General features: G+C 65.2%; 22 protein-coding genes. 15 read left to right on the top strand and 7 right to left on the bottom strand.

Features of this window, described 5'->3' with window-relative positions; genetic code table 11:
• Window positions 1–4 precede the first annotated feature (4 nt).
• Window positions 5–1432 (bottom strand): FAD-binding oxidoreductase, encoded by a 1428-nt coding sequence (locus RJ527_15020; GenBank protein ID WND75336.1) that lies wholly within the window; start codon window positions 1430–1432, stop codon window positions 5–7.
• Between the two features lie 90 nt (window positions 1433–1522).
• Here RJ527_15020 and RJ527_15025 point away from each other — a divergent pair, with 90 nt between their 5' ends.
• On the top strand, window positions 1523–2827 hold the full coding sequence (locus RJ527_15025; GenBank protein ID WND75337.1) for an FAD-binding oxidoreductase: 1305 nt from the start codon (window positions 1523–1525) through the stop codon (window positions 2825–2827).
• A 19-nt stretch (window positions 2828–2846) separates the two neighbouring features.
• Here the strand turns inward: RJ527_15025 and RJ527_15030 are convergent, their stop codons facing one another.
• Window positions 2847–3395, bottom strand: coding sequence for an HD domain-containing protein (locus RJ527_15030; GenBank protein ID WND75338.1), 549 nt, complete (start codon window positions 3393–3395; stop codon window positions 2847–2849).
• A 182-nt stretch (window positions 3396–3577) separates the two neighbouring features.
• Here RJ527_15030 and RJ527_15035 point away from each other — a divergent pair, with 182 nt between their 5' ends.
• The 7 genes from RJ527_15035 (at window position 3578) to RJ527_15065 (ending at window position 11345) form a co-directional block, all read left to right on the top strand.
• The gene (locus tag RJ527_15035) at window positions 3578–4204 is read left to right on the top strand and encodes an ABC transporter substrate-binding protein (protein ID WND75339.1); all 627 of its coding nucleotides are present in this window, start codon (window positions 3578–3580) and stop codon (window positions 4202–4204) included.
• A 40-nt stretch (window positions 4205–4244) separates the two neighbouring features.
• Window positions 4245–5132, top strand: a complete 888-nt coding sequence (hpnC, locus tag RJ527_15040) for a squalene synthase HpnC (GenBank protein ID WND75340.1) — start codon at window positions 4245–4247, stop codon at window positions 5130–5132.
• Between the two features lie 10 nt (window positions 5133–5142).
• A complete protein-coding gene (locus RJ527_15045; protein ID WND75341.1) occupies window positions 5143–6327 on the top strand; it encodes a glycosyltransferase in 1185 nt (394 codons plus the stop codon).
• A gap of 72 nt (window positions 6328–6399) precedes the next feature.
• On the top strand, window positions 6400–7257 hold the full coding sequence (gene hpnD / locus RJ527_15050) for a presqualene diphosphate synthase HpnD (GenBank protein WND75342.1): 858 nt from the start codon (window positions 6400–6402) through the stop codon (window positions 7255–7257).
• An 8-nt stretch (window positions 7258–7265) separates the two neighbouring features.
• Window positions 7266–8546 carry a hydroxysqualene dehydroxylase HpnE gene (gene hpnE, locus RJ527_15055; GenBank protein WND75343.1) on the top strand — a complete coding sequence of 427 codons (1281 nt, stop codon included), beginning with the start codon at window positions 7266–7268 and terminating at the stop codon, window positions 8544–8546.
• A 32-nt stretch (window positions 8547–8578) separates the two neighbouring features.
• Complete coding sequence (gene shc, locus RJ527_15060) at window positions 8579–10645, top strand: squalene--hopene cyclase (GenBank protein ID WND75344.1); 2067 nt, start codon at window positions 8579–8581, stop codon at window positions 10643–10645.
• Window positions 10646–10658: 13 nt separating this feature from the next.
• Window positions 10659–11345, top strand: a complete 687-nt coding sequence (locus tag RJ527_15065) for a hypothetical protein (GenBank protein WND78071.1) — start codon at window positions 10659–10661, stop codon at window positions 11343–11345.
• A gap of 15 nt (window positions 11346–11360) precedes the next feature.
• On the opposite strand, the gene hpnH is transcribed toward RJ527_15065, so the two are convergent.
• Window positions 11361–12503: an adenosyl-hopene transferase HpnH gene (gene hpnH / locus RJ527_15070; GenBank protein ID WND75345.1), complete on the bottom strand. Its 1143-nt coding sequence runs from the start codon at window positions 12501–12503 to the stop codon at window positions 11361–11363.
• A 16-nt stretch (window positions 12504–12519) separates the two neighbouring features.
• On the bottom strand, window positions 12520–13479 hold the full coding sequence (gene ispH, locus RJ527_15075; protein ID WND75346.1) for a 4-hydroxy-3-methylbut-2-enyl diphosphate reductase: 960 nt from the start codon (window positions 13477–13479) through the stop codon (window positions 12520–12522).
• Between the two features lie 170 nt (window positions 13480–13649).
• Here ispH and RJ527_15080 point away from each other — a divergent pair, with 170 nt between their 5' ends.
• Entirely contained in the window at window positions 13650–14651 is a 1002-nt protein-coding gene (locus tag RJ527_15080) for an NAD-dependent epimerase/dehydratase family protein (GenBank protein WND75347.1), read from the top strand.
• A gap of 128 nt (window positions 14652–14779) precedes the next feature.
• Window positions 14780–15562, top strand: coding sequence for a phosphocholine cytidylyltransferase family protein (locus RJ527_15085; GenBank protein ID WND75348.1), 783 nt, complete (start codon window positions 14780–14782; stop codon window positions 15560–15562).
• A gap of 6 nt (window positions 15563–15568) precedes the next feature.
• Here RJ527_15085 and RJ527_15090 read toward each other — a convergent pair whose 3' ends face one another.
• On the bottom strand, window positions 15569–16327 hold the full coding sequence (locus RJ527_15090) for a phytanoyl-CoA dioxygenase family protein (protein ID WND75349.1): 759 nt from the start codon (window positions 16325–16327) through the stop codon (window positions 15569–15571).
• A 153-nt stretch (window positions 16328–16480) separates the two neighbouring features.
• Between RJ527_15090 and RJ527_15095 the strand changes: the two genes are divergently transcribed.
• Genes RJ527_15095 through RJ527_15105 form a run of 3 tightly spaced genes read left to right on the top strand, consistent with a single transcriptional unit; the run spans window position 16481 to window position 20771 of the window.
• Window positions 16481–17092: a CDP-alcohol phosphatidyltransferase family protein gene (locus tag RJ527_15095; GenBank protein ID WND75350.1), complete on the top strand. Its 612-nt coding sequence runs from the start codon at window positions 16481–16483 to the stop codon at window positions 17090–17092.
• Window positions 17089–19707, top strand: coding sequence for an MMPL family transporter (locus RJ527_15100; protein ID WND75351.1), 2619 nt, complete (start codon window positions 17089–17091; stop codon window positions 19705–19707). Before RJ527_15095 ends, RJ527_15100 begins: the two co-directional genes overlap by 4 nt.
• On the top strand, window positions 19704–20771 hold the full coding sequence (locus RJ527_15105) for a flippase-like domain-containing protein (protein WND75352.1): 1068 nt from the start codon (window positions 19704–19706) through the stop codon (window positions 20769–20771). The genes RJ527_15100 and RJ527_15105 overlap by 4 nt, the downstream gene beginning before the upstream one ends.
• A gap of 2 nt (window positions 20772–20773) precedes the next feature.
• Here the strand turns inward: RJ527_15105 and RJ527_15110 are convergent, their stop codons facing one another.
• Entirely contained in the window at window positions 20774–21415 is a 642-nt protein-coding gene (locus RJ527_15110) for an ABC transporter substrate-binding protein (GenBank protein ID WND75353.1), read from the bottom strand.
• Window positions 21416–21476: 61 nt separating this feature from the next.
• On the bottom strand, window positions 21477–22121 hold the full coding sequence (locus RJ527_15115; protein ID WND75354.1) for an ABC transporter substrate-binding protein: 645 nt from the start codon (window positions 22119–22121) through the stop codon (window positions 21477–21479).
• A 318-nt stretch (window positions 22122–22439) separates the two neighbouring features.
• Between RJ527_15115 and RJ527_15120 the strand changes: the two genes are divergently transcribed.
• Together RJ527_15120 and rpoH are read left to right on the top strand one after the other, a co-directional pair.
• A complete protein-coding gene (locus RJ527_15120) occupies window positions 22440–23264 on the top strand; it encodes a VacJ family lipoprotein (protein ID WND75355.1) in 825 nt (274 codons plus the stop codon).
• A 419-nt stretch (window positions 23265–23683) separates the two neighbouring features.
• Window positions 23684–24568, top strand: a complete 885-nt coding sequence (gene rpoH, locus RJ527_15125) for an RNA polymerase sigma factor RpoH (protein WND75356.1) — start codon at window positions 23684–23686, stop codon at window positions 24566–24568.
• The last annotated feature ends 128 nt before the right edge of the window (window positions 24569–24696 follow it).

Raw genomic sequence — 24696 nt, forward strand, 5'->3', positions numbered from 1 at the left:
CCTATCAAGGCACCACCTTCCCCGGATTCATGATGCCCTTGGGGTCGAGCGCCTGTTTGATCGAGCGCAGCAGGTGTTTCTCCACGTCCGTCTTGTAGCGCTCCATCTCGTGCACTTTCAGAAGCCCGATGCCGTGTTCGGCGGAGAACGAGCCGCCGAGGCTGTCGGCGATGTCGTGGACGCCGGGGGGCACCTCGTTGCGCAGGCGTTCGGCGTCTTCCGGGGTCGTGTCCTTGGGCATCACCAGGTTGTAGTGCAGGTTGCCGTCACCCATGTGGCCGAAGGCCATGATGGTGACGCCGGGGATGACCTTTTCCGCGTGCGGGTCGGCCTTGGCGAGGAACTCGGGAATCTTGGAGACGGGCACGGAAATGTCGTGCTTGGCGGAGGGCCCGCAGTGCTTCAAGGCCTCGGGAATGCTTTCCCGGATGTTCCACAGGCGCGCCGCCTGCTCGCCCGATTCCGCCAGCACGGCGTCGATGATCTCGCCCGCCTCGAACGCCTCGCCGAGCGCCGCCTCCGCCAGGTCGCGGATCACGCCCTTCTGCCCCGACGCCATTTCGATCAGCGCGTGGTGTTCATAGCGTTCCGTGAACGGGTCCTGGCTGCCCGGGATGTGTTCGAACACGGCGTCCATGGGGGCGCGGCAGATGTATTCGAAGCTGGTCACCTGATCGCCCGTCGCGGCCTTGAGGCGCGTCAGCAGGGACGACAGATGGGCCGGCGTTTCCGCCGCGACCATGGCGGTCGTCGTCTCGGCGGGGCGGGGGAACAGCTTGAGCACGGCGGCGGTGATGATGCCGAGGGTGCCTTCGGCGCCCATGAAGATGTGCTTCAGGTCATAGCCCGTGTTGTTCTTGCGCAGGCCGCGCAGCCCGTTCCACACGCGGCCGTCGGATGTGACGACCTCCAGCCCCAGCACCAGGTCCCGGGCGTTGCCGTAGCGCAGCACCTGGATGCCGCCGGCGTTGGTCGAGAGGTTGCCGCCGATCTGGCAGGTTCCTTCGGCGGCCAGCGACAGGGGGAACAGGAGGCCCGCGTTCTCGGCCTTGTCCTGGATCTCCTTCAGGATGCAGCCGGCCTCGACCGTCATGGTCGCGTTCACGGGATCGATCTCGCGCACGGCGTTCATGCGGCCCATGTTGATGAGCACGCCGCCCTGGGCGACGGCGCCGCCGCACAGGCCCGTGTTGCCGCCCTGGGGCGTGATGGTCACGCCGTGTTCGGCGCAGATGGCGACGATCCTGGAGACCTCTTCCGTATTGGCCGGGCGCAGCACCAGCGGGCTTTCGCCGTGGTAGTAATTGCGCTCCTCCGCCAGATAGGGGGCCATGTCGGCCTCGGTCTCGTACCAGCCCTTGTCGCCCACGGCGGCTTTCAGCGCCTGGCGCGCGGTTTCGGGAAGGGGGGGCATATGGGCGCCGTCGGCCATGATTTTGTTCCTTGAAGGCGATGGTCACTGGGGATGTTTCCGGTCATATTTGCCACGATGGCCGCCCAACGACAAGCCGGAGCCCCGCCCATGACCGCGACAATTTCTCAACCCAAGCCCGAGAATTCCAAAAGCGTCCCGCAAGGCGGCACGCCGGGGGAAACCACCGTCTGCGTCATCGGCGCCGGCATCGTCGGGGTCAACTGCGCGCTGGCGGCGGTGAAGGAGGGCTTCAAGGTCACCCTGATCGACCGGATCGAGCCGGGCGAGGCGTGCTCCTTCGGCAACGCCGGCATCCTGGCCGAATGGTCCTTCGTGCCGACCTTCGGGCCGGAGGTGCTGCGCAATGTGCCGGGCTATCTGATCGACCCCAAGGGACCGCTGACCATCCGCTGGACGCGCCTGCCGCATATCCTGCCCTGGCTGTTGCGCATGCTGCGCTTCGCCAGCGTCTCGCACCAACGCCGCGCCGCCGACGCCCTGCGCCATCTGACCATCGGCTGTTCCGAATCCTATGCCGCGATGGCGGCGGAGGCGGGGGCGCCCGAACTGGTGCGCCGCGACCCGGTGTTGCAGGTCTACGACGTTGAGGCGGATTTCAAGAAGGCGGACGCCGACCTTGCCTTCCGCGCGACCTACGGCATCAAGTATCAGGCGCTGGACCGCAAGGAACTGACCGATCTGGAGCCGGCGCTCGGCCCCGATTTCAAATGGGCCCATGCGCTGCTCGGCGGCGGCACCACGACCAATCCAGGCCGCCTGACCAAGGTCCTGGCCGAGACCTTCGTGAAGCGCGGCGGCACGCTCACGCGGGGCGAGGTGCGGGGGCTTGCGCGGAAAGCCGACGGCGGGTTCCGTATCGAGACGTCGGACGGCGTGATGGAGGCGGACCGCATCGTGCTGGCCGCGGGCGCCTTTTCCCACAAGCTGGCGGCCCTGTTGGGCGAGAAAATCCCGCTCGGGACCGAACGCGGCTACCACGCCATCCTGGCCGACCCGGGGGTGCAGGTGAACCACGCCGTCGGCTGGAAGGCCCGGGCGTTCTATGCCTCGCCCATGGAGATGGGCCTGCGCCTGGCCGGCACGGTCGAGCTGGCGGGGCTGGAGCCGCCGCCCGATTACGCCCGGGTGAAGGTCATGACCGATCTGGTGCCCAAGCTGCTGCCGGGCGTGAAGACGGAGGTGTCGACCCAGTGGATGGGCTTCCGTCCGACCCTGCCGGACAGCCTGCCGGTGCTGGGGCCGTCGTCCACGGCGCCGGGGCTGTTCCATGCCTTCGGCCATCAGCACGTGGGCCTGACCTGCGGCCCGGCGACGGGGCGCGTCATCGCGCGGCTGCTGAAGGGCGAGGCGCCGAACGTCGATCTGACGCCGTTCCGGGCGGATCGGTTCTAAAAACTCAGGAAGTTCGGATTTACGCCGCCAGCGCACTTTCCAGATAGGGGCGGAAGTGGTCGATGTCCGGCGTGTCCAGGCCGGCGATCTTGGCCCGGTCGTCCCATTCACGGACCTTCACCGCGTCCTCGTAATGGGGCAGGGCTTCGAAGGCCTTGACCTCGTCGGCGGTCATGGGACCGCCCTGTAGTTCCAGGGATTTGACCGAGGCCGGCGACAGGGTCTCGAAATAGCCCGGCTGTGTGGCGCAGAGATAGCGCTTGGCCTCGACATGCAGGCCCACGGCCTGGGCCACGCGGGCGTTGAAGTGACGGTCGGCCCAGCCGCGGGCGATGTCCTCGTGCTTGTCGTCGATGCCGCGGTCGGCGGCCCCCTGGCCGTGTTTCTGCATCATATGACCGATGTCGTGCAGGAAGGCGGCGGCGACCAGATCTCCGTCACCCGATTCCCGTTCCGCCAGCCAGGCGCATTGCAGGGCGTGTTCAAGCTGCGACACCACCTCGGTGTACGGACGGCGGCCCAAATCAAGATAAATTTCAAGGGCTTCGGCGAGGGGATTTTTCGTCATGGTCGGGTTCCTGTATACTGAATCAGGTCCACCGGACGGGGCCTGGGCGATGCTGTCCTGGGAATCTATCAATTTTATCATATTGGTCTGATGACTATCAGATGAACTTTTATTGAGCCATGTGGTACTTGAACTCCCTGCGTGGCCCGGTGTATGCAACGCGCCTGAAGGAGACGGTTCCAATGCTAAGGCGTCATATATTCACTGTTTTCCTGGTCGCCGCCCTGATGGCGTTTGCGCCGCGGGCCGTGTGCGCCGAAGTGACGACGGAAGATGTCAAAACCTTCGTCAACACCATGGCTTCGTCGGCGATCAACTCCCTGACCGGGAAGGACATCGCCCGCGACGTGCGCAAGGAACGCTTCCGCGCGCTGGTGAACGATTTCTTCGCCGTGAAATCCATCGGCAAATGGGTGCTGGGCCGCCATTGGCGCCGCGCCACCCCGGAACAGCGCGAGGAATACCTGACCCTGTTCGAGAACATGCTGCTGGAACGCTATGTCGACGGGTTCAAGGACTACTCCGGCGAATCCCTGGAAATCAGCCGCGCCGAAAAGCGCCAGGAAAACGATTTCATCGTCCATACCATGCTGAAACGCCCCGGCGGCCAGCCGGTCGAGGTCAGCTGGCGCGTCGGCGTGGGCGAACGCGACGGCCAGCATATCTTCAAGATCGTCGACATCATCGTGAACGGCCTGTCCATGGCCCTGACCCAGCAGAAGGAATTCAATTCCGTGATCTCGAATAACGGAAATTCCGTCGACAGCCTGCTGGAGAAAATGCGGGAAATGGCCAAACCCGCCGGCTGATCCCGGCGTCAGCTGATCCGAGTGAAGGTATTTTCCGGTCATGGGGCAGCCCGCCGATTCTCCTGAACCGACGCCGGGCTCTGGCGTGGAAACGCCGTCGGGCAAAGACGCTGCTTACGAAAATTTTCCCGTCGGCTCGTTCCTGCTGCCGGCCCGTCTGCGCCCGCATGTGGCGCGGTTCTACCGCTTCGCCCGCGCCATCGATGACATCGCCGACAACACCGCCTTGGACGCGGACACCAAGGTCCGCCGTCTGGCCGGGTTCGAGGCGGCGCTTTTGGGCCAGCATCCGGACGATCCCGAATTCGCCACCGCCCATGCCATGCGCGACAGTTTGGCGGAAACCGACATCACGCCGCGCCATTGCCAAGACCTGATCGACGTGTTCAAGCAGGACGCGGTCAAGGGCCGCTATCAGGATTGGGACGATCTGATGCATTACTGCATCCGTTCAGCCGCCCCCGTGGGCCGCTATCTGATCGACCTGCATGGCGGGGCGTCTCTGGGGTATGGCCCGTCGGACGCGCTGTGCAACGCGTTGCAGGTCATCAACCATTTGCAGGATTGTCAGGACGACTACCGCAGTCTGGACCGGGTCTACCTGCCGGGCGACTGGCTGGCCGCGGAAGGGGCGGTGGTCGAAGACCTGGACCGCCCGGCCTGTACCCCGGCCCTGCGCCGCGTGATCGACCGCTGCCTGGACGCGACCGAGATTCTGTTGGACGAAGCCCGTCCCATATCCTCCGGCATGCACAGCCGCCGGCTCGGCATGGAGGCCGCCGCCATCTGGGAAATCGCCCGCCGGCTCACGGACTTGCTGCGCCGCAGAGATCCGTTGGCCGGGCGGGTGGCGCTGACCAAGGGCGGCTATGCCTGGTGCTGTGCCAAGGGTGCTTTGGCCGCCCTGGTCGGCCTGCACGGGCGATGAGACCGGAACGATGACGGCGGCGGCCCTGCTGGCGTTCGCCGTCTGGGCGGGGATTCTGTTCTGCCGCGGACGGTTCTGGTTCGCCGACCAGCACCTGAGCCCCGCCGCCAAGACACCACCCAAGGGCGGCTGGCCCGATATCGCCGCCGTTATTCCCGCCCGCGACGAGGCCGACAGCATCGCCCGCACCGTGGCCTCCTTGTTCGCCCAGGATTATCCCGGGCGGATCGACGTCGTGGTGGTCGACGACAATTCGACGGACGGCACGGGGACGCTGGCCTGGGACGCCGCCCATGCGGCGGGGGTGGCGGACCGTTTCCATTTGGTCACCGGCCGGCCCCTGGCGGAAGGCTGGTCCGGCAAGCTTTGGGCGGTTCATCAGGGGCTCGAGGCGGCGCGGACGGCGGCGCCCGGGGCCCGCTATGTCCTGTTGACCGACGCCGACATTTCCCATGACCCGGCCAATCTGCGCCGTCTGGTCGAAAAGGCGGAGATGGAGAACCGGGATCTGGTCTCCCTCATGGTGCGGCTTAATTGCGAGACGCCGTGGGAACGTCTGCTGATCCCGGCCTTCGTGTTCTTCTTCCAGAAACTGTTTCCCTTTCCCTGGGTCAACGACCCGGTCAAGCGCACGGCGGCGGCGGCGGGCGGCTGCATGCTGGTGCGGCGGACCGCCCTGGATACGGCTGGCGGGATCGGCGCGATCAAGGACCGGCTGATCGACGATTGCGCCTTGGCGGCGCTGTTGAAGGCCAGGGGGTCGATCTGGCTGGGCCTCAGCCGCGAGACGGTGAGCCTGCGCCGCTATGACGGGCTGGGGGAACTGTGGCGCATGGTCGCGCGCACGGCGTATGAGCAGCTCGGCCATTCGCCCCTGATGCTGCTGGGCACCGTTGCCGGGATGGTCCTGCTGTATCTGGTGCCGCCGGTGGCGGCGCTGTGGGGCCTGGTTGCCGGGGATTGGCCGATGCTGGCCGCCGGGGCGGCGGGATGGCTTGCCATGGCCGTCGCCTATTTCCCGACTCTGCGTCTGTACGGGCGCCCGCCCTGGGCGGCCCTGGGGCTGCCCGTGGCCGGGCTGCTCTACACCGTGATGACCGTCGATTCCGCCCGCCGTCACGGCCAGGGGCGGGGTGGCGGGTGGAAGGGGCGAACCTATGCCGGCGGGGTGGGTGCGCCGGATCCCCGGGGCTGACGGCCGCCCCGTCATTGGGGGCTGGCCTTGGCTGCACCCCCCAGTGTATCCATTGCACCCATGGACAATCTGGTGACCCTTTCCGAAGCCGAAGTCGGCCGCGCCCGTGAACACGTGGAACGGATCGTGCGCGCCTCGGGCACGACCTTCTATTGGGCCATGCGGCTCCTGCCCGGTGAAAAGCGGCGCGCCATGTTCGCGGTCTATGCCTTCTGCCGCATCGTCGATGACATCGCCGACGACCCCAATCCGCTCGACGTGAAAAAGCGCGAACTGGCCCGCTGGCGGGACGAAATCCGCGCCCTGTATTCGGGGCGGCCCAAGGATCCGGTCGCCGTGGCCCTGGCCGAACCGATTGCCCATTTCGGTCTGGCCGAGGCCGACTTTCAGGCCGTCATCGACGGCATGGAAACGGATGCGTCGGAAACGCTCCGCCTCGCCACCCGCGACGACCTGTTGCGGTACTGCGACCGGGTCGCCTGCGCCGTGGGGCGGCTGAGCTGCCGCATCTTCGGCCTGGGGGCTGAGATCGGAGACCGGCTGGCGGGCGCGCTCGGCCTCGCCCTGCAACTGACCAACATCCTGCGCGATCTGGAAGAGGACGCGGCGCGGGACCGACTGTATCTGCCCGATGATCTGCTGGCTGACCATGGCGTTGCCGCCCGCGATCCACAAGGCGTCCTGGCCGACGCCAATCTGACTGCCGCCGTCGCCGAGATCGGCGCCCTGGCCGAGGAAAAGTTCGCCGAGGCCCGGGCCCTGCTCGGCCAGTGCGAGGCCGACCGGGTCAAACCCGCGACCATGATGATGGAAGCATACGGGCGCATCTTCCGCCGCATGCGGGCGCGCGGCTGGCACCGGGTGCTGGAGCCGGCGGGGCTGACCAAGGCGGAAAAGCTTTGGGTCGCCTTCCGCTACGGCCTGCTGTAGCCCGGCGCATGGCGACCGGACGTATCCATGTGATCGGCGCCGGGGTGGCGGGGCTTGCCGCCGCCGTGCGCCTGGCCCAGGGCGGCCGCAAGGTCGTCCTGTATGACAGTGCCGGGCACGCCGGCGGACGCTGCCGATCCTATTTCGACGCCCATCTGGAGCGCCGCATCGACAACGGCAATCACCTGATGTTGTCCGGCAACTGGGCGATCCGTGATTACCTGCAAACAGTGGGCTCGGCGGACAGCCTGACGGGACCTGAGGACGCGTCCTTTCCCTTTCGCGATCTCAGGACCGGCGAGACCTGGACGATCACGCCCGACGCGGGCCGGGTGCCCTGGTCCATCCTGTTCGGCGCAGGCCGGGTGCCGGGGACCTGTCTGAGCGAATACCTGCGGGTCCGGCATCTGGCTTGTGCGGGGGCGGAGGACACGGTCACGGACTGTCTGGCCGGACCGGGCACGTTGTTCGAGAAATTCTGGGAGCCGCTCGCCGTCGGCGTTCTCAACACGCCCGCCGATACGGCGTCGGCGCGCCTGTTGTGGCCGGTTGTGAAGGAAACCTTCGGACGCGGCCGCGCCGCCTGCCGGCCGCTGATGGCGCGGGCGGGGCTGAGCGAAAGCTTCGTCGACCCGGCGCTCGACTATCTGGCCGGGCAGGGGGCGGAGGTTTGCTTCAACAATCGCCTGCGCGCCCTGGACCTTGACGATGGGCAGGTCCGCGCCCTCGATTTCGCCGGCGCCACGAAGGTTCTCGATCCCGGGGATCAGGTCGTCCTGGCCGTGCCCGCCTGGGCGGCGGCGGATCTGCTGCCGGGCCTGAACGGACCGCAAGCCAGCCATGCCATCGTCAACGCCCATTTCCGGCTGACACGGCCGGTACCGGCGGCCCCCCCCTTGGTCGGGCTGGTCGGCGGCACGGCGCAATGGGTGTTTCTCAGGGACGACGTCGCCTCGGTCACGGTCAGCGCCGCCGACGCCCTGGCGGCGGAGGCCAATGAAGAGATCGCAATGCGCCTTTGGCCCGAGGTGCGGGCGGCCCTGGGATTGACCGCCAAGGAACAGGTGGAAAGCCCTCTGCCGCCCTGGCGCATCGTCAAGGAAAAGCGGGCGACCATCAGCCAGACCCCGGCCGAGGACCGCCGCCGTCCCTTGCCGCGGACGGCCTGGCGCAATCTGGTCCTGGCCGGCGACTGGACGGCCACGGGCTTGCCGGCGACCATCGAAGGCTCCATCCGCTCCGGTTACCGGGCGGCGGATCTGGTTGTCACATCCATGTCATCTTCTTGATTTCAAGGACCCTTTCTGTAAGAAGGGGCCGGATGACCGCAGGCATTGAATTTTGCGCCTGCGAAGAGTACATGTGGGCGATTAATTGCCTGATAACAAAAGATTCAAGCGGTGACGTGATGGATATCTCCGTGCAGCCAGAGGACGATACGCCGAATTCCGGTTCCGGCGAGACGATCCGTGACGGCCGCGCCCATGCGGACCTGGACGCCACCATCGACGAAGCCCGCGCCTGGCTGGCCGGCCAACAGGCCAAGGACGGCAGTTGGGCGTTCGAGTTGGAAGCGGACGCGACGATCCCCGCAGAATACGTGCTTCTCAACCATTACCTGGGCGAACCCCGCGACGCCATCGAAGCCAAGATGGGAAACTATCTGCGCCGCATTCAGGGCAAACACGGTGGCTGGCCGCTGTTCCATGACGGTGACTTCGACATGAGCGCCACGGTCAAGGCGTACTATGCCCTGAAACTGATCGGCGACGACCCGGACGCACCCCACATGGCCAAGGCGCGGGCGGCGGTGTTGGCGCGTGGCGGGGCGACGCGCTCGAACGTGTTCACGCGCATCGCATTGGCTCTGTTCGAACAGGTGCCCTGGCGCGCGGCGCCGGTGATCCGCCCGGAAGCCATGCTGCTGCCGTCCTGGTCGCCGTTCCATATCGACAAGGTCGCCTATTGGTCGCGCACGGTGATGATCCCCCTGTTCGTGCTGGCGGCGACCCGGCCCAAGGCGCGCAATCCGCGCGGCGTCGGCATCCGCGAGCTGTTCCTCGAAGACCCCTTCAAGCAGACCCATTTTCTGCACAATCCCACGGGCCATGTCCTGGGCAACGTGTTCCTGGCCATCGACAAGGCGGCGCGGCTGGTTCAGCCGATGATCCCCGGGTGGCTGGAAAAGAAGGCCATCACCAAGTGCATGGACTTCGTGAAGACGCGCCTGAACGGCGAGGACGGCCTGGGCGGTATCTTTCCCGCCATGGCCAACGCGGTCATGGCCTATGACGTGCTGGGCTATCCCCGTGACCATCCCGATTACCTGACGGCCCGCGGCGCCATCGAGAAGCTGGTCGTGGAGCGCGACGACGAGGCCTATTGCCAGCCCTGCCTGTCGCCCGTGTGGGATACCGGCCTGGCGCTGCACGCCATGCAGGAAAGCGGCATGGAAAAGGGCGATATGGTGCTCGACAAGGCCGCCGAATGGCTGGTCGACCGCCAGATCACGGACGTCAAGGGCGACTGGGCCAAAAAACGCCCGAACCTGCGTCCCGGCGGCTGGGCCTTCCAGTACTGGAACGACCATTACCCCGACGTGGACGACACGGCGGTCGTCGTCATGGCCCTGCACCGCGCCGATCCGGTCCGCTACAAGGACGCCATCGACCGCGGCGTCGAATGGATCATCGGCATGCAGAGCGAGAGCGGCGGCTGGGGCGCCTTCGACGCCGAGAACGAAGCCTATCACCTGAACCACATTCCCTTCGCCGACCATGGGGCGCTGCTCGACCCGCCGACGTCCGACGTCAGCGCGCGCTGTCTGGGCACCCTGGCGCAGCTCGGCTACGGTGCGGACGATGCCGTTGTCGCCCGCGCGATCCAGTTCCTGAAGGATGAACAGGAAGAGGACGGTTCCTGGTTCGGGCGCTGGGGCACCAATTACATCTACGGCACCTGGTCGGTGCTGAGCGCCCTCAACGCCGTGGGCGAGGATATGTCCCAACCCTATGTCCGGCGCGCCGTCGATTGGCTGAAAAGTCGCCAGATGGCCGACGGCGGCTGGGGCGAGGACTGCGCGACCTATTGGGCAGAGCGCAAAGGCCTGGCCAAGGAAAGCACGCCGTCGCAGACGGCCTGGGCCCTGATGGGCCTGATGGCTGCGGGCGAACTGGAAAGCACCGAGGTCGAAAGCGGGGTCGACTATCTGTTGAACCATCCGCGCGAAGGCGGCAAATGGCAGGAAACGATGTTCAACGCCGTCGGCTTTCCCAAGGTGTTCTACATCACTTATCACGGCTACAGCGCCTATTTCCCGCTGTGGACCCTGTCCCGCTACCGCAACCTGAAGCGCAGCAACACCAAACGCCCCGCCTACGGCATCTGACCGGCCCGGCGTGATGGCCCGCATCGGCATCATCACCGGGGTTTTGCGCGAGGTGGCCTGCCTGTCCGACATTTCCGGTGACGACGACCTGGACGTGCGCGCGTCCGGCGCCGATCCCCGGCGCGCGGGCGAACTGGCGGACGAAATGTTCGCTCAGGGCGTGGTCGCCATGCTCAGCTTCGGTTTGTGCGGCGGCCTGGACCCGGCCCTCAAGGCCGGGGATTTGATCCTGCCGACCCATGTCATCGCCGCCCAAAGCAAGAGCCTGACCTGCGATCCTGATTGGACCGGCCGGCTGGAAGACGCCCTGGGCGACATGGTGGCGCGCAAGGGAACCACTCTGGCCCATTCGCCGACCATCGTCGCCGGGCCCCGGCGCAAATCCGTGCTGCGGGCGACGACCGAGGCCGACGCGGTCGATATGGAAAGCTATGCCGTGGGCCGGGCGGCGCGCAAGGCGGGGCGGCCCTTCGCCATTATCCGCGCGGTGTCCGATACGGCGGACACGCGGCTGCCGGAATGGACGGACGAAATCGTCTCGGCCACGGGCGGCACGGACGGGGTGCGCCTGTTGAAGAACCTGGCGGCCCATCCGGGTGATATCGGGAAACTGCTGGCGTTGGGGCGCGGCAGCACGCGGGCGCTGAAGGTGCTGCGCCGCGTGGCCGGGCGGCTGGGGCCCGGCCTTGCCTTTGGCTGATTAGGTGGCGGCTGATTAGGCGGCCTTTTCGCCCTCGGCCGCTTCCTTTTCCGCCATCTTCTGCGACAGCGTCTTGACCAGGCCTTCGAACACGAATTCGGCCGGGCGCTGGTTGTCCAGGTTGATTTCCGGGGCCATCTCGCCCTCCGTGTTGACGCCCTTCAGGAACACCCGAAGCGCCTTCAGCGGGTGCGACACGGTGTCGGTGACGGCGGTCGGCTCATAGCCGCAATGGACCATGCAGTCGGCGCATTTTTCGTAGTTGCCGGTGCCGTACTTGTCCCATTCGACGCTGTCCATCAACTCCTGGAACGTATCGGCGTAGCCTTCGTTCAGCAGATAGCAGGGCTTTTGCCAGCCGAAGATGTTGCGTGTCGGGTTGCCCCAGGGCGTGCACTTGTAGGACTGGTTGCCGGCCAGGAAGTCGAGGAACAGGGTCGACTGGCTGAACCGCCATTTCTTCGCCCCTTCGTGCTTGAACACGTCGCGGAACAGCTGCTTGGTCTTCTTGCGCGACAGGAAGTGTTCCTGGTCTGGCGCGCGCTCGTAGGCATAGCCCGGCGACACGGTAATGCCCTCCACACCCAGGTCATGGGTGCAGAAATCGAAGAATTCGGCGGCTTCGGTGGCCGACATCTGGTCGAACAGGGTGCAGTTGACGTTGACCCGGAAGCCCATGGCCTTGGCCTTGCGGATGGCCGAGACGGCGCGCTTGAAGGTACCCGGCTGGGCCACGGCCTTGTCGTGGTGGGCTTCCATGCCGTCCAGGTGGACCGAGAAGGTCAGGTAGGGCGTGGGCGTGAACTTGCTGAGGTTCTTTTCCAGAAGCAGGGCGTTGGTGCACAGATAGACGAACTTCTTGCGCGCGACGATGCCCTCGACGATCTGCACGATCTCCTTGTGGATCAGCGGCTCGCCGCCGGGGATCGAGACGATGGGGGCACCGCAGTCGTCGACCGCCTTCAGGCATTCCTCGACCGACAGGCGCTTGTTCAGGATGTCGTCTTCATAGTCGATCTTGCCGCAGCCGGGGCAGGCCAGGTTGCAGCGGAACAAGGGTTCCAGCATCAGGACGAGGGGGTATTTCTCCACCCCGCGCAGCTTCTTGCCCATGATATAGGCGCCGACGCGGACTTGCTGGATGACGGGGACTGCCATGTAACTCTCCGGTATCTCAGGCCCCAGCGTGGGGACCTGTGCCGTCGTTCAATTCGCGCGGCAGTTTGAAGACGATGTTTTCCTGCACGCCCTTCAGCTCTTCGACCTGGGTGTCGCCGAATTCGCCGAGGCGGCGGATCAGTTCCTGCACCAGTTCCTCGGGCGCCGAGGCGCCGGCGGTGATGCCGACCGTCGCCACGCCGTCGAGCCACTTGGGGTCGAGCATGCTGGCGTCGTCGATCAGATAGGCGGGTACGCCGATCTCGCCGCCGATTTCACGCAGGCGGTTGGAGTTCGACGAATTCTTGGCTCCGACCACGAGCAGCAGATCGACCCGGGTGCACAGGTCGCGCACCGCCTGCTGGCGGTTCTGGGTGGCGTAGCAGATGTCCTTCACGTCCGGGCCGACGATGGCCGGGAAGCGATTTTTCAGGGCGTTGATGGTGTCGCGGGTTTCATCGACGCTGAGGGTCGTCTGCGTCACGTAAGACAGCGCCTTCGGGTCCTTGACCCGGAGATGAGCAACGTCTTCGGGGGTCTGCACCAGGTGAACGCCGCCGGGAATGCGACCCTGGGTGCCTTCGACCTCGGGATGGCCGGCGTGGCCGATCAGGATGACCTCGCGGCCCTTCTGCGCGTGGTTCTGGCCTTCCTTGTGGACCTTGGAGACCAGCGGGCAGGTCGCGTCGATCACGGGCAGACCGCGGTCGTTGGCTTCGATCTCGACCTTTTCGGCGACGCCGTGGGCGGAAAAGATGGTGACGGCGCCGTCGGGTACGTCGGACACTTCCTCGACGAACACCGCACCCTTGGCGCGCAGCGATTCGACGACGTGCTTGTTGTGCACGATCTCGTGGCGGACGTAGACGGGCGGTCCGTGGATTTCCAGGGCCCGTTCGACGATTTCGATGGCGCGCTCCACTCCGGCGCAGAAACCGCGCGGGCTGGCGAGCAGGATCTTCAGGTTCTTGGTCATCGCGATCACTTAATCCTCAGGAGGGCCCTTGTAAACCTTGGGATATTGCAGTGCAAACAGGCATTTTAAGCAACATGGTGCCGCACACTCCCATTGTTAAGGGGCAGCGGGCGGAATGTCAGCCATTTACCACTGGAAATCGTGACTTTTATGAGGCCTAAATCCCCGCCATGACAAAAGGCTCCGCCAATCTGGTCACGGGCGCCAGCGGTTTCGTCGGCGCCGCCGTGGTGCGCAGGCTGCTCGACGCGGGCGAGGCCGTGCGCGTGCTCATGCGACCCGGCAGCGACCGCCGCAACATCGACGGCCTGGACGTCGAGGTGGTGGAGGGCGACCTGCTGGCGCCGGAAACCCTGGGCCCTGCGGTCAAGGGATGCCGGGCGCTTTATCACGTCGCCGCCGATTACCGCATCTGGACCCGCGACCCCGCGGCCATGTTCCGCGCCAATGTGGACGGGTCGGCGGCCATCGTGCGTGCCGCCGCCGAGGCCGGGGCGGAACGCATCGTCTATACATCGTCCGTCGCCGTGCTGGGCATTCCGCCGGGCGGTGTCGGCGACGAGGACACGCCGGTCACCTACGCCGACATGATCGGCCCTTACAAGCAGTCCAAGTTCCGGGCCGAGGAACGTATCCGCGAGTTGACGGCAAAGGAAGGCTGGCCCGTGGTCATCGTCAACCCGTCGACCCCGATCGGCCCCCGCGACGTGAAACCGACGCCGACCGGGCGCATCGTGGTCGACGCGGCGAACGGCAAGATGCCGGTTTATGTCGATACGGGCCTGAACGTCGCCCATGTCGACGACGTGGCGGCGGGTCATTTGCTGGCTTTCGCCAAGGGACGCATCGGCGAGCGTTATGTGCTGGGCGGCGAGAACATGGGCCTCGGCGACATCCTGGGCGTGATCGCCGAGCTGACCGGCGGGCGGCCGCCCCTGTTCCGGGTGCCGACGGGCCTGATCATGCCGATCGCCCATGTCTCCGAAGCCTGGTGCCGCCTGACCGGCGGAACCGAGCCGATGGTCGCCCCGGATTCGGTGCGCATGGCGAAAAAGAAGATGTTCTTCCGCTGGGACAAGGCGGCCCGGGAACTGGGCTACGCACCCCGCCCGGCGCGGGACGCCCTGGCCGACGCCGTCGCCTGGTTTCGCGCCAACGGCTATATTGCTTAACGCACGAAGCGGGGGGATTGTTGCCATGCGCCCAGCGCATGTTTCTCCGCGATTTCACGATATTGACAACAACCCGTCATATGCGCACCTATTGCGCAACGAAACGGTAACCGGGAAGTTACGAGCAAATGAAAGCAGTCATGCTTGCCGCCGGCGTGGGCCGGCGGCTTTTCGGCGACGGTAACGACGATCCCCCCAAGGCGCTTCTGCAATTCGGTGACCGGACCCTCCTGGCCCGGCATATCGAGGTTCTGACGCAGCTTGGCGTCGAGGAATTGATCGTCGTCGTCGGCCACAAGAAGGAGATGATCGAGGACGAGCTGGCCCGCGTAGCGCCCAAGGGCTTCGCGCGCACCCTGTTCAATCCCCGGTTCAAGGAAAGCCCGATCCTGTCCCTGGCGCGGGCGGGAGAAATTCTGCGCTCGGGCGAGCGCATCCTGTTCATGGACGCCGACGTCTATTACCACGACGACCTGCTGAAGGCCCTGATCGGCAGCCGCCATGAGACCTGCATCATCCTGGATCAGGACTTCGTGCCTGGCGCCGAGCCCGTGAAGACCTGCGTGCGCGACGGCGTCCTGGTCGATTTCGGCAAGAAGGTGTTCGAACCCCACGACACCGTCGGCGAATGGCCCGGCTTCCTGACCATGGCGCCGGACATCGCGCATCGGGTCGCCGACCGCGCCGACGAACTGTCCCAGGGCGACATGCCGGGCTTCGTCTACGAAGACGCGTTCTGCGACGTCATGAAGGCGTCGGAGCCGGGCACCTTCGGCTTCGAGGACGTGACGGGCATTCCGTGGATCGAGATCGATTTTCCCGAAGACCGGGAACGCGCGGCAACGGAAATCCGCGCCAAGATCGCGGCCTACAAGCCGATGGGCGAGCGCGTCGGCGACGCCGCCGAATAATCCAGGCTAGACTCGGAACACGTATTGCTTCGCCGGGTCGCGGTCGATGTCCGGCGGGTAGTTCTTGTGCTTGTCCGCGTAGTAGCGGTCCATGAAATCGCCCGCTGACGCCCGGTTGTAGGTGGCGTAGTAGATGCGGCGGATTTTGTCGCTCAGGTTGGCTTCCGACGCATGGGGCGCGAACGAATCGAAGAACACCACGTCGCCCGGATTGGTCGGCACGGGCTGAAAGTCCATATCGGCCATGTCGGCGTCGGACATCGGTTCCCACGACGCGAACATGCCCTTCTTGTGATGGCCGCGAACCATCTTCAGGCAGCCGTTTTCTTCCGTCGCCGCGTCGATGGATACCAGGGCCGAGATGAAGAAATCCGCATAAGCGTCCCAACCGGCCTGGGAATCCTGGTGCGGCTTGAAGCCGTCGCCGCCCGGCATCTTGAAATTGATCTTTTCCTTGAACAGGGCCGCGTTCTCGCCCAGCAGCTGGCCGACCGGGCCGCGCAGGGCCTCGGCCAGGGCGCCGAACCCGTCGTGGAAGGGGGAAATGCGCTCGATCCGGCTGACCAGATTTTCGGCCGCGTTCTTCTGGCTTTTCTCGTGGAACACCCAATGACGGCCGGAAACCTCGGGCAGGGCCAGGACTTCGTCGGTCCAGGCGCCGATGCGGGTCATTTCCTCGGCGGAAAAGCCGCCGCGCAGAACCAAATAACCGTCGTCGGCGAATTGTTGGATCTGGGTGTCGGTGAGAATGGGTGTATTCAGCATGATTTCTTCAACGGCGGTGCCGATGCCGGTTGCCTTTTGCCGCAATTTTCATGATGTTCCGGGCTATCCTTATCGCCCCATGTAGACCCGCCCGCAGCCGGAGGCAAGACCATTAGTCACAATACCTGGATCCACAAGGTTGCGCGCCTGGCCGTGACCAAACCCCTGATGGGAACCAAGGTCACGCCGAGCCAGGTGACCGTCGTGCGCCTGGCCACGGGCATCGCCGCCGCCGCCGCCTTTGCCCTCGGCCCGTCCCCCTGGCTGAACCTGCCGTGGTGGGAGATCGGTGCTGGGTTGTTCATCCTGTCCATGGTGCTCGACCGGGGCGACGGCGATTATGCCCGTCTGTCGGGTCAGACCAGCGCCGCCGGTCACAAGTTCGACCTGATCGCCGATACCGTATGCAACGCCGTGATCTTCGTCGGCCTGGGCATCGGGCTGCGGGGTGGCGAATGGGGGATGATGGCAATCCCCATGGGCGTCCTCGCGGGGGCGTCGGTGACCTTCATCCTGTGGATGGTCATGCGCATGGAAAGCCTGGCCGGCGCGCGCAGCGCCGAACTTGGCTCGTTCATGGGATTCGATCCCGACGACGCCATCCTGGCCGTGCCGGTCCTGGTGTTCCTGGGTTATCAGGAACCGCTGCTGGTCGCCGCGACCATCGGGGCGCCGGGCTTCGCCCTGCTGTTCGCCGTGCAATGGGGGATCAAGTACCGGGCCCGCCGCCGCGCCCTGGCCGAGGGCGGAAAGCAGGAGGGATGACGGAAGCGGCCGCGTTTCCGGGAAATCTGTTCCGGGCCTGGGTCGGCCTGGCCCGGCGCGGCGCCTGGGCGGTCGTGCTGCTGTCCATCGTCGGGGCGGGGCTGACGCTCACCTATCTTCAACACAACCTGGCGATCCATACGGACACCACGGACATGCTGTCCGCCGACCTGCCGTTCCGCAAGAACAACCGGGAGGCCGGCCGCCTGTTCCCGCAGTTGAGCGACAACATCCTGCTGGTCCTGGACGGCGCCGTGCCGGAACGGGTCGAGCGCGCGGCGCGGCAATTGACCGGCAGGCTCAAGGCGCGGCCGGAAACCTTCGGCGCCCTGTTCGACCCCGAAGGCGATCCTTTCCTGCAACAGAACGGCCTGCTGTTCCTCGACGTGAAGGAGTTGGAAGACCTGACCGGCAGGCTCGCCGAGGCGCAGCCCTTCCTCGCCAGCCTGTGGGGCGACGCCAGTCTGGCGACCCTGTTCGACCTGCTGCGTCAGGGCATCGAACAGCAGCTTGACGGCAAGGCGCCGCCCGTGGCCCTGGCCCGGGTGCTCGACCTGCTGGCCGAGGTCGGTGAAAAGCGCGCCAAGGGCGAAGACGCGATTCTGTCTTGGCAACGGCTGCTGGCCGGGGAAGAAGACACGGCCGCGCGGCGGTTCATCGTACTCAAACCGCCATTGGATTTCGCCTCGCTGCAGCCGGCAGGCAAGCCGATCGCCGCGTTGAAGGATTTGCGCCGGGAATTGCAGTTGGACGGGACGGGGCCCGTGCGCCTGCGCATCTCCGGCTCCGCCGCCTTGCAGCAGGATGAATTGAAAAGTGTCGAGCAGGGCATGGGCCTGGCCGGGATTCTGTCGTTTACCTTGGTCCTGGTGCTGCTGGTCCTCGGCCTGCGGTCCCTGCGCATGGTCATTGCCGTCCTGGCGACCCTGATCCTGGGCCTGATCTGGACCGCCGGATTCGCGATCTGGGCGCTCGGCGCCCTCAACCTGATCTCCGTCGCCTTCGCCGTGCTGTTCATCGGACTCAGCGTCGATTTCGGCATTCACTTCGCGTTGCGCTATCGGGAACACCGCGCCCGGGGGCATGACAATGGGGCGGCGTTGGAGGCCACGGCGGCGGCGGGCGGCGGCGGGCTGACGCTGTGTGCCGTCGCGGCGGCCATCGCCTTTTATTCCTTTCTGCCGACGGATTACGTGGGCCTTGCCGAACTGGGCCTGATCGCGGGATCGGGCATGTTCATCGCGCTGGCGGCCAACCTGACCGTTCTGCCTGCTCTGTTGACCTTGATGCCCACCGCGGCGGGCCGCCGTGACGGTCATGCGGGATGGTCCGACCGGGCGCGCCGCGCCCTGCAAGGTCATCCCCGCCGGGTGCTGATCGGTGCCGGAGCGGTGGCGGTTATCGGCCTGGCCGCCGCGCCGCAGGCGCGGTTCGACTTCGATCCCCTGAACTTGCAGGACCGAAATCTGGAATCGGTCGCCGTCGTCCATGAACTGGCGGCGGGGAAGGGGGCGTCGACCTATAGCGCCACGGTCCTGGCCCCTGACGTCGACGCGGCGCGAGAACTTGCTGACAACCTGACGGCCCTGCCCGAGGTCAAGGGCGTCGCGTCGGTCCTGAGCTTCGTGCCGGGAAACCAGGAGGAGAAAGCCGAGATCGTCCGCGATCTTGCCTTGTTCATGCTGCCGTCGCTGGCACCCGGTGGCGGCACGGGTGACGGAGACCCGGCGCGCCGCCGCACCGCCGCCGAAAATCTGGGGGCGGCCTTGGCAAACCTGGACGCCACCAACGCGGGGCCGGACCTTGCCCACGCGGCCGGACGGCTGGCGACGCTGTTGAAGGGGCTCGACGAGGCGGGCCTGGCGGAGCTGGAGCAGGGCCTGCTGGCCGTGTTTCCCGACGCGGTCGAACGCCTGCGGGGCAGTTTGAGCCCTGAACCGTTCACATTGGCCGATCTGCCCGCCGGCATTCGTGCCCGCTATGTCGCCCCGGACGGGCAGGCGCGGCTTGAGGTCATTCCCGCCGACGACCTGCGCGACCCCGAAGCGGTCGAACGTTTCGTCGCGGCGCTGCGCAAGGTCGCCCCGGATGCATCAGGGGCGCCCGTCACGATCTATGAGGCCGGGCGGGCGGTGCTCGCCGCTTTTGTTCAGGCGGGGACGATCGCGGTGGCGGCGATCCTGATCCTGCTCGGCCTGCTGCTGCGCCGGGCAAGCGACGTCGCCTTCGTGTTCGCCCCCCTGGGGCTGGCCGCCGTCCTGACGGTGCTGTGTTCCGTCGCCTTTCAGGTGCCCTTCAATTTCGCCAACATCATCGTTTTGCCGCTGTTGTTCGGGCTTGGCGTCGCCAGCGGCATTCATCTGGTCCTGCGTGACCGCCAGGAACGTTCTGGCGGTGATGCGGCGGCGGGCGATGCGTTCGAAACCTCGACCCCCCGGGCGGTGCTGTTCAGCGCGCTGACCACCATCGGTTCGTTCGGGTCCATCGCGCTGTCCGGTCATCCCGGCACGGCCAGCATGGGCGTGCTGTTGACCATCGCCATCACCCTGACCCTGGTCTGTACCTTGGTTCTGCTGCCGGCATTGCTCGCGGTTCGTGGCCGGGGGCGGACATGACCGCCGGTGATCGGCCCATGACGCGGGTTCTGACCTGGCTCTATATCGGACTGGGTGTGGCGTTGTTGGCCTGGGTGGTTGCCGAGGTCGATTTCAAAGCCGCCCTGGCCAGCATTCTCGGCATGGGCTGGCAGGGGTTGGCGGCGGCCTTCGCGATCTATCTCGCGGCCTTTTATATCGACAGCCTGTCCTGGCATCTGGCCATCCTGCGCCTGCCCTTGACGCTCCGCTGGTCCTATATCGTGTGGCGTATCCGCATGGTCGGCGAGGCCTTCAACACCGTGCTGCCTGCGGGCGGGTTCGGCGGCGAGCCGATCAAGGCGGTGCTTCTGAAGCGCCATCACGCGGTCAGTTACCGCGAGGGCATCGCCTCGATCATCTTGGCGCGCACGGTGAACCTGATCGGCTTGGTCGTCTTCATGCTGATCGGTCTGATCCTGCTGGCCGGGCACGAGGCCGGCGGGCGATATGGCGCCTTCGCGCTCGGCGGGTTCCTGTTCCTGACCTTCGGAATCGGGGTTCTGTTCGCGGTCCAGAAATTCCGCGCGGCGTCGTGGACGGGAACGCGCCTGGGCCGCACGCGCCTGGGTGCCCGTATCGAGGCCGCGCTCGAGCATATCAACGACGTTGAGGACCGGCTGCACCATTTCTATGCGGAGCGGCCCTGGCGCTTCGTGCCGGCTGTGCTGCTCGCGCTCATCAACTGGGTGATCGGGGCGGCGGAAACCTATGCGATTCTCTATTTTCTGGGATATCCGGTGACGCCGGGCGAAGCCCTCATCATCGAATCCGTGAACCAGATGGTGCGCGCCGCGACCTTCTTCGTGCCCGCCAACCTGGGCACCCAGGACAGTGCGTTGATCATCCTGGCCGGGGCCGTCACGGGGTCGCCCGAGGCCGGCGTGGCCTTGGCGGCGGTCAAGCGCATCCGTGAAATCGTCTTCGTGGTTTGGGGATTTGCGCTGGGGTCGATCTATTCCCTGCGCGGTCTGCTGAAATCGGCCGAACGCGGCAACGGGGACGGGGGCGGCGAAGGTGAAGGTAACGGCCTGCCGTCAGGCTGAGCCTATCCGCCGAGCAGAACCTGGGTCTTCTCCCGCAAGGCGTCGGTCAAGGCGGGCAGGCCGTTCTTCACGATGCTTTTGAATTCGGAAATATGTTTGGCGAGCTGGCTGATCGATGTCGTTCCGCGGCGCACCAGGACGTCATAGACACCCCATCGCCCGTCCTTGAAGACCATCAGGTAGGTCAGCGTGACCGGCTCCTTGCCGGTCAATTCCGTCTCCACCAGAACGGTGCCTTTCTGCGGGCCCGGTTTTTGCCCGTGATCGATGAAGGCCTGGCCGGACCAGCCGTCGAACTGATTGGCGTAGGTGCCGATGGTCCAGCGGCGAAAGACGTCGAGCAGGGCCGTCTGTTCCGCCGGCGTGGCGTTCTTCCAGGGCCGCCGTCCGGCCGATTGACGCGCGGTCAGATCAAGATGGAAGGCCTTGTCCACGGCCGGCGCCAGGGTCTCGAAGCGGCCTTTCACGCCGAGTGCGTCCGCGCGCTTCATGACGTCGAGCAGGGTGGCATGGAAAGTGGTGACGACCTCGCCGGCCTGGGTGGTCCGTGGCGCCTGAGCGACAGCGGGAATGGCGCCCGCGATCAGCAACAGGATCGCGATGATGAGGGAGGCGACGGGCATGGACGTTGAATGATTGCGCATAGGCGAACACTTAAGCCGGGTTTCGCGGCCATGCCAGGGGCGGTTCCCGGGCGATGGAATTTTACTTGCCGGCCTTGGCCGTGCGGCCCGACGCGAGAATCTCGTCCGCCTTGGCGTTCAGCAGGTTGGTCAGGCCGGTAATTCCGCTGTCTTCAAGGGTTCGGCGGTATTCGTCGCGGCGTTTGATGAGCTGCGAAATGGTGCCGTCCAGAAGGACATCGATGATTCGCCATTTTTCGCCGAACTTGCGCAGGCGATAGGTCACTTTTACGTTCGAATCCGACTGCCGTTCCAATTCCGTTTCAACCAGGACGGACCCGTCCTTGATGGACCGTGTGCCGACCGTCTTGAAGGTTTCGCCGCCGTATCCGGAAAACAGCACGGCAAGCTCGCCGGCGCTCAAGCGCCGCGCCGCGTCGTTCAATTTTCGGCGTGCGTCCTGGTCGGCCTTGGCCCAATGCGCGCCGGATACGAAGCTGACCATCAGAGGCATGTGGAAATAGCGGTCGAGATGCTCGAGGAATTTCGTGTAACGTCCTGAAACACCAAGGTTATCGCTGTCTTTCATGACGGCGAGAAGATCTCTGTGGAATGCGTCCACCACGGTCTCAGGCATGTCGGCGCGGACGGTCGAAGGTGCCACGGCAAAGGTGATGAACACCCATGCCAGAGCGAGCTTGAGAGCTTGTCGGCGAAGTGGGATCATGATTACGAGTGCCTCCCTTGTGCGCCAGGATATGCATTTTTCCACGCGGTTCAAGCGCCCTGGCATAGGGCCTGGGTGCACGCCGACATCACGATTTAGTTAGCGGTCAACGGTAAATAAATTACTTTGAATCGGTTGCGGGGGGTGGCAACTTCACTTATTACTTCACGGCAACGGATGACGCGCCTGGGCACGTCGCATTGCCAAGCAGATTCAACCGGCTGCCAAAGGGTGGTCGTGACGAGGAAATGGGGCTGGGTTTTGATCGGTAAGTTTCGGAACTTCGCGGTCGGCGCGTTTTTTGCGGCTAGCTTGTCCTTGGGGTCGGCCCAGGCGGACGATCAAGCTCGGGTTCTGTCGTTCCAGGGCGAATTGGTCGCGCAGGCGGATGTCCAACTGTCCCAGGCGGACGATACGGGCAACGATCCCCTGGAAAGCATGAACCGGGCCATCTTCTCCTTCAACGAAGGGGTGCAGGAAGGCCTTCTGCGACCGATCGCCAATACCTACAATTCGACGGTTCCGGCGACCGGCCGGCAGGCGCTCAAGAACATGTTCGACAACCTGTCGTCGCCGATCACGTTCGTCAACGATGTGCTGCAGTTCGAATTCGAACGCGCGTTGGTGACCTTCATGCGCACGTTCCTCAACACCACCGTCGGCATGGCCGGCATGGTCGATATGGCGTCCGAGATGGGCTTCCAGAAACATAGTGAGGATTTCGGTCAGACCCTGGGCGTTTGGGGCGTGGGCGAAGGCTTCTATGTCGTGCTGCCGATCCTCGGCCCGTCCAATCCGCGCGATGCGATTGGGCGCCTGTTGATCGACGGCTATTTCGATCCGCTGGGCTACTATCTGGACAATATCGACGCGGACGAGATCAGCTTGGCCCTCGATGTCGTCGACGGTCTTCTGGAATACGCCGATGTGGTCGAGGAACTGGACCAGATCAAGAAGACCTCGGTCGATTACTATGCGGCGATCCGCTCGCTCTATCGTCAGAAGCGCAATGCGGAAATCTCCAATGGTCAGAACCTGGACCTGCCGCCGATCCCCGATCTCGCGCCGGAAATCCGCAGCGAATTGCCTGCTGGTGGCGGGCTGGATACCTCGTTCGCGAAACTGAGCCAGACCGTTCAGTAACGGGCCATTGCCCGGGGATCTTCCCCAAAACCTTGAAATTTCAGACGAGTCTCGTTATAGTAACGGGGTTGGTGCCCATATGGGGCCAGCCGTGAATTGCCCGGCTTAACGGCGGGCGGAGTGGGCGTTGCGGTCGATAGGCCGTTACGTCCGAAGACGCCATATTGCTTCATAAGGAGGATAAGGCATGAACGCTTACCTGCGCTTTGACCGCACGAATTCATCCTTCCCTGTGTCTGACTTTGTATCTGGATATGCGTCCGCTTCGGCGGGACGCAGTGCTTGCCGCGCGCCGTTCGGTGTCGGGAAATGCCTTTGGCATGCCCCCGACCTGCCATAGAGCCGCCGTATTCGAAATCTAGAACTCAAATCATGTCCTTAGGCGGTTCCACGCCGCCCCAACAGGGGAAGAAGAGAAAATGACAACGATGACAGTACCTGCCGTTCCGACCGAAGGAGGCCTGAGCCAGTATTTCCGCGAGATATGGAAGTTCCCCCTTCTGGAGAAGGAAGAGGAACAAAGGCTGGCGCTGCGCTGGACCGAGCATGGCGACGTTGATGCCGCCCATATGCTGGTCACTTCGCACCTGCGTCTGGTCGCCAAGATCGCCATGGGATATCGGGGCTACGGCCTGCCGGTCGCGGACCTGATTTCCGAAGGCAACATCGGCCTGATGAAGGCCGTGAAGAAGTTTGAACCGGAGCGCGGTTTCCGCCTGTCCACCTACGCCATGTGGTGGATCAAGGCGGCGATCACCGAATACATCTTGAAGTCCTGGTCTTTGGTCAAGATGGGCACCGTCGCCTCTCAGAAGAAGTTGTTCTTCAGCCTGCGCGGTCTGAAGGGCCGACTGAAGATCATGGATTCGGGTGAATTGAACCCGGAAGACGCCCGGCGCATTTCCGAGGAAGTCGGCGTATCGACCGACGACATCGCCTACATGAACCGGCGGCTCGCGGCCCGCGACATGTCCCTGAACGCCCCGGTGACCCAGGAAGAAGGCGCCGTCGAATTCCAGGATACCCTGGTTGACGACCGCCCCAGCCCGGAAGCCATGTTCGGCGACACGGAGGAAGACAACTTCCGCCGCACCCTGGTTCAGGAAGCCATGGCGGCCTTGCCCAAGCGCGAGCGTGAGATTTTCGTCGAGCGCCGCCTGACGGACGAGCCCGCGACCCTCGAGGATTTGGGGGGGCAGTACGGCATCAGCCGGGAACGGGTGCGTCAGCTCGAAAACCGGGCCTTCGAAAAGGTCCAGAAGCACGTCGCCCGGGCCCTTGCCGATACGGTCGGCGCCGTATAGACGCATCGGCCCGTTTTGGCGCGTCCCCAACCCCGGACACCCATCGCGCACCCGGCGCCGCGGAAAGCGGCGCCGGGTGATTGCGTTTGGGGGATCTGCTAGGCTCCGAACAGCTTGTCCGAATGCGT

The sequence above is a fragment of the Thalassospiraceae bacterium LMO-SO8 genome (genome assembly GCA_031655335.1).
In the GTDB taxonomy this organism is placed as follows: Bacteria; Pseudomonadota; Alphaproteobacteria; order Rhodospirillales; family Casp-alpha2; genus UBA1479.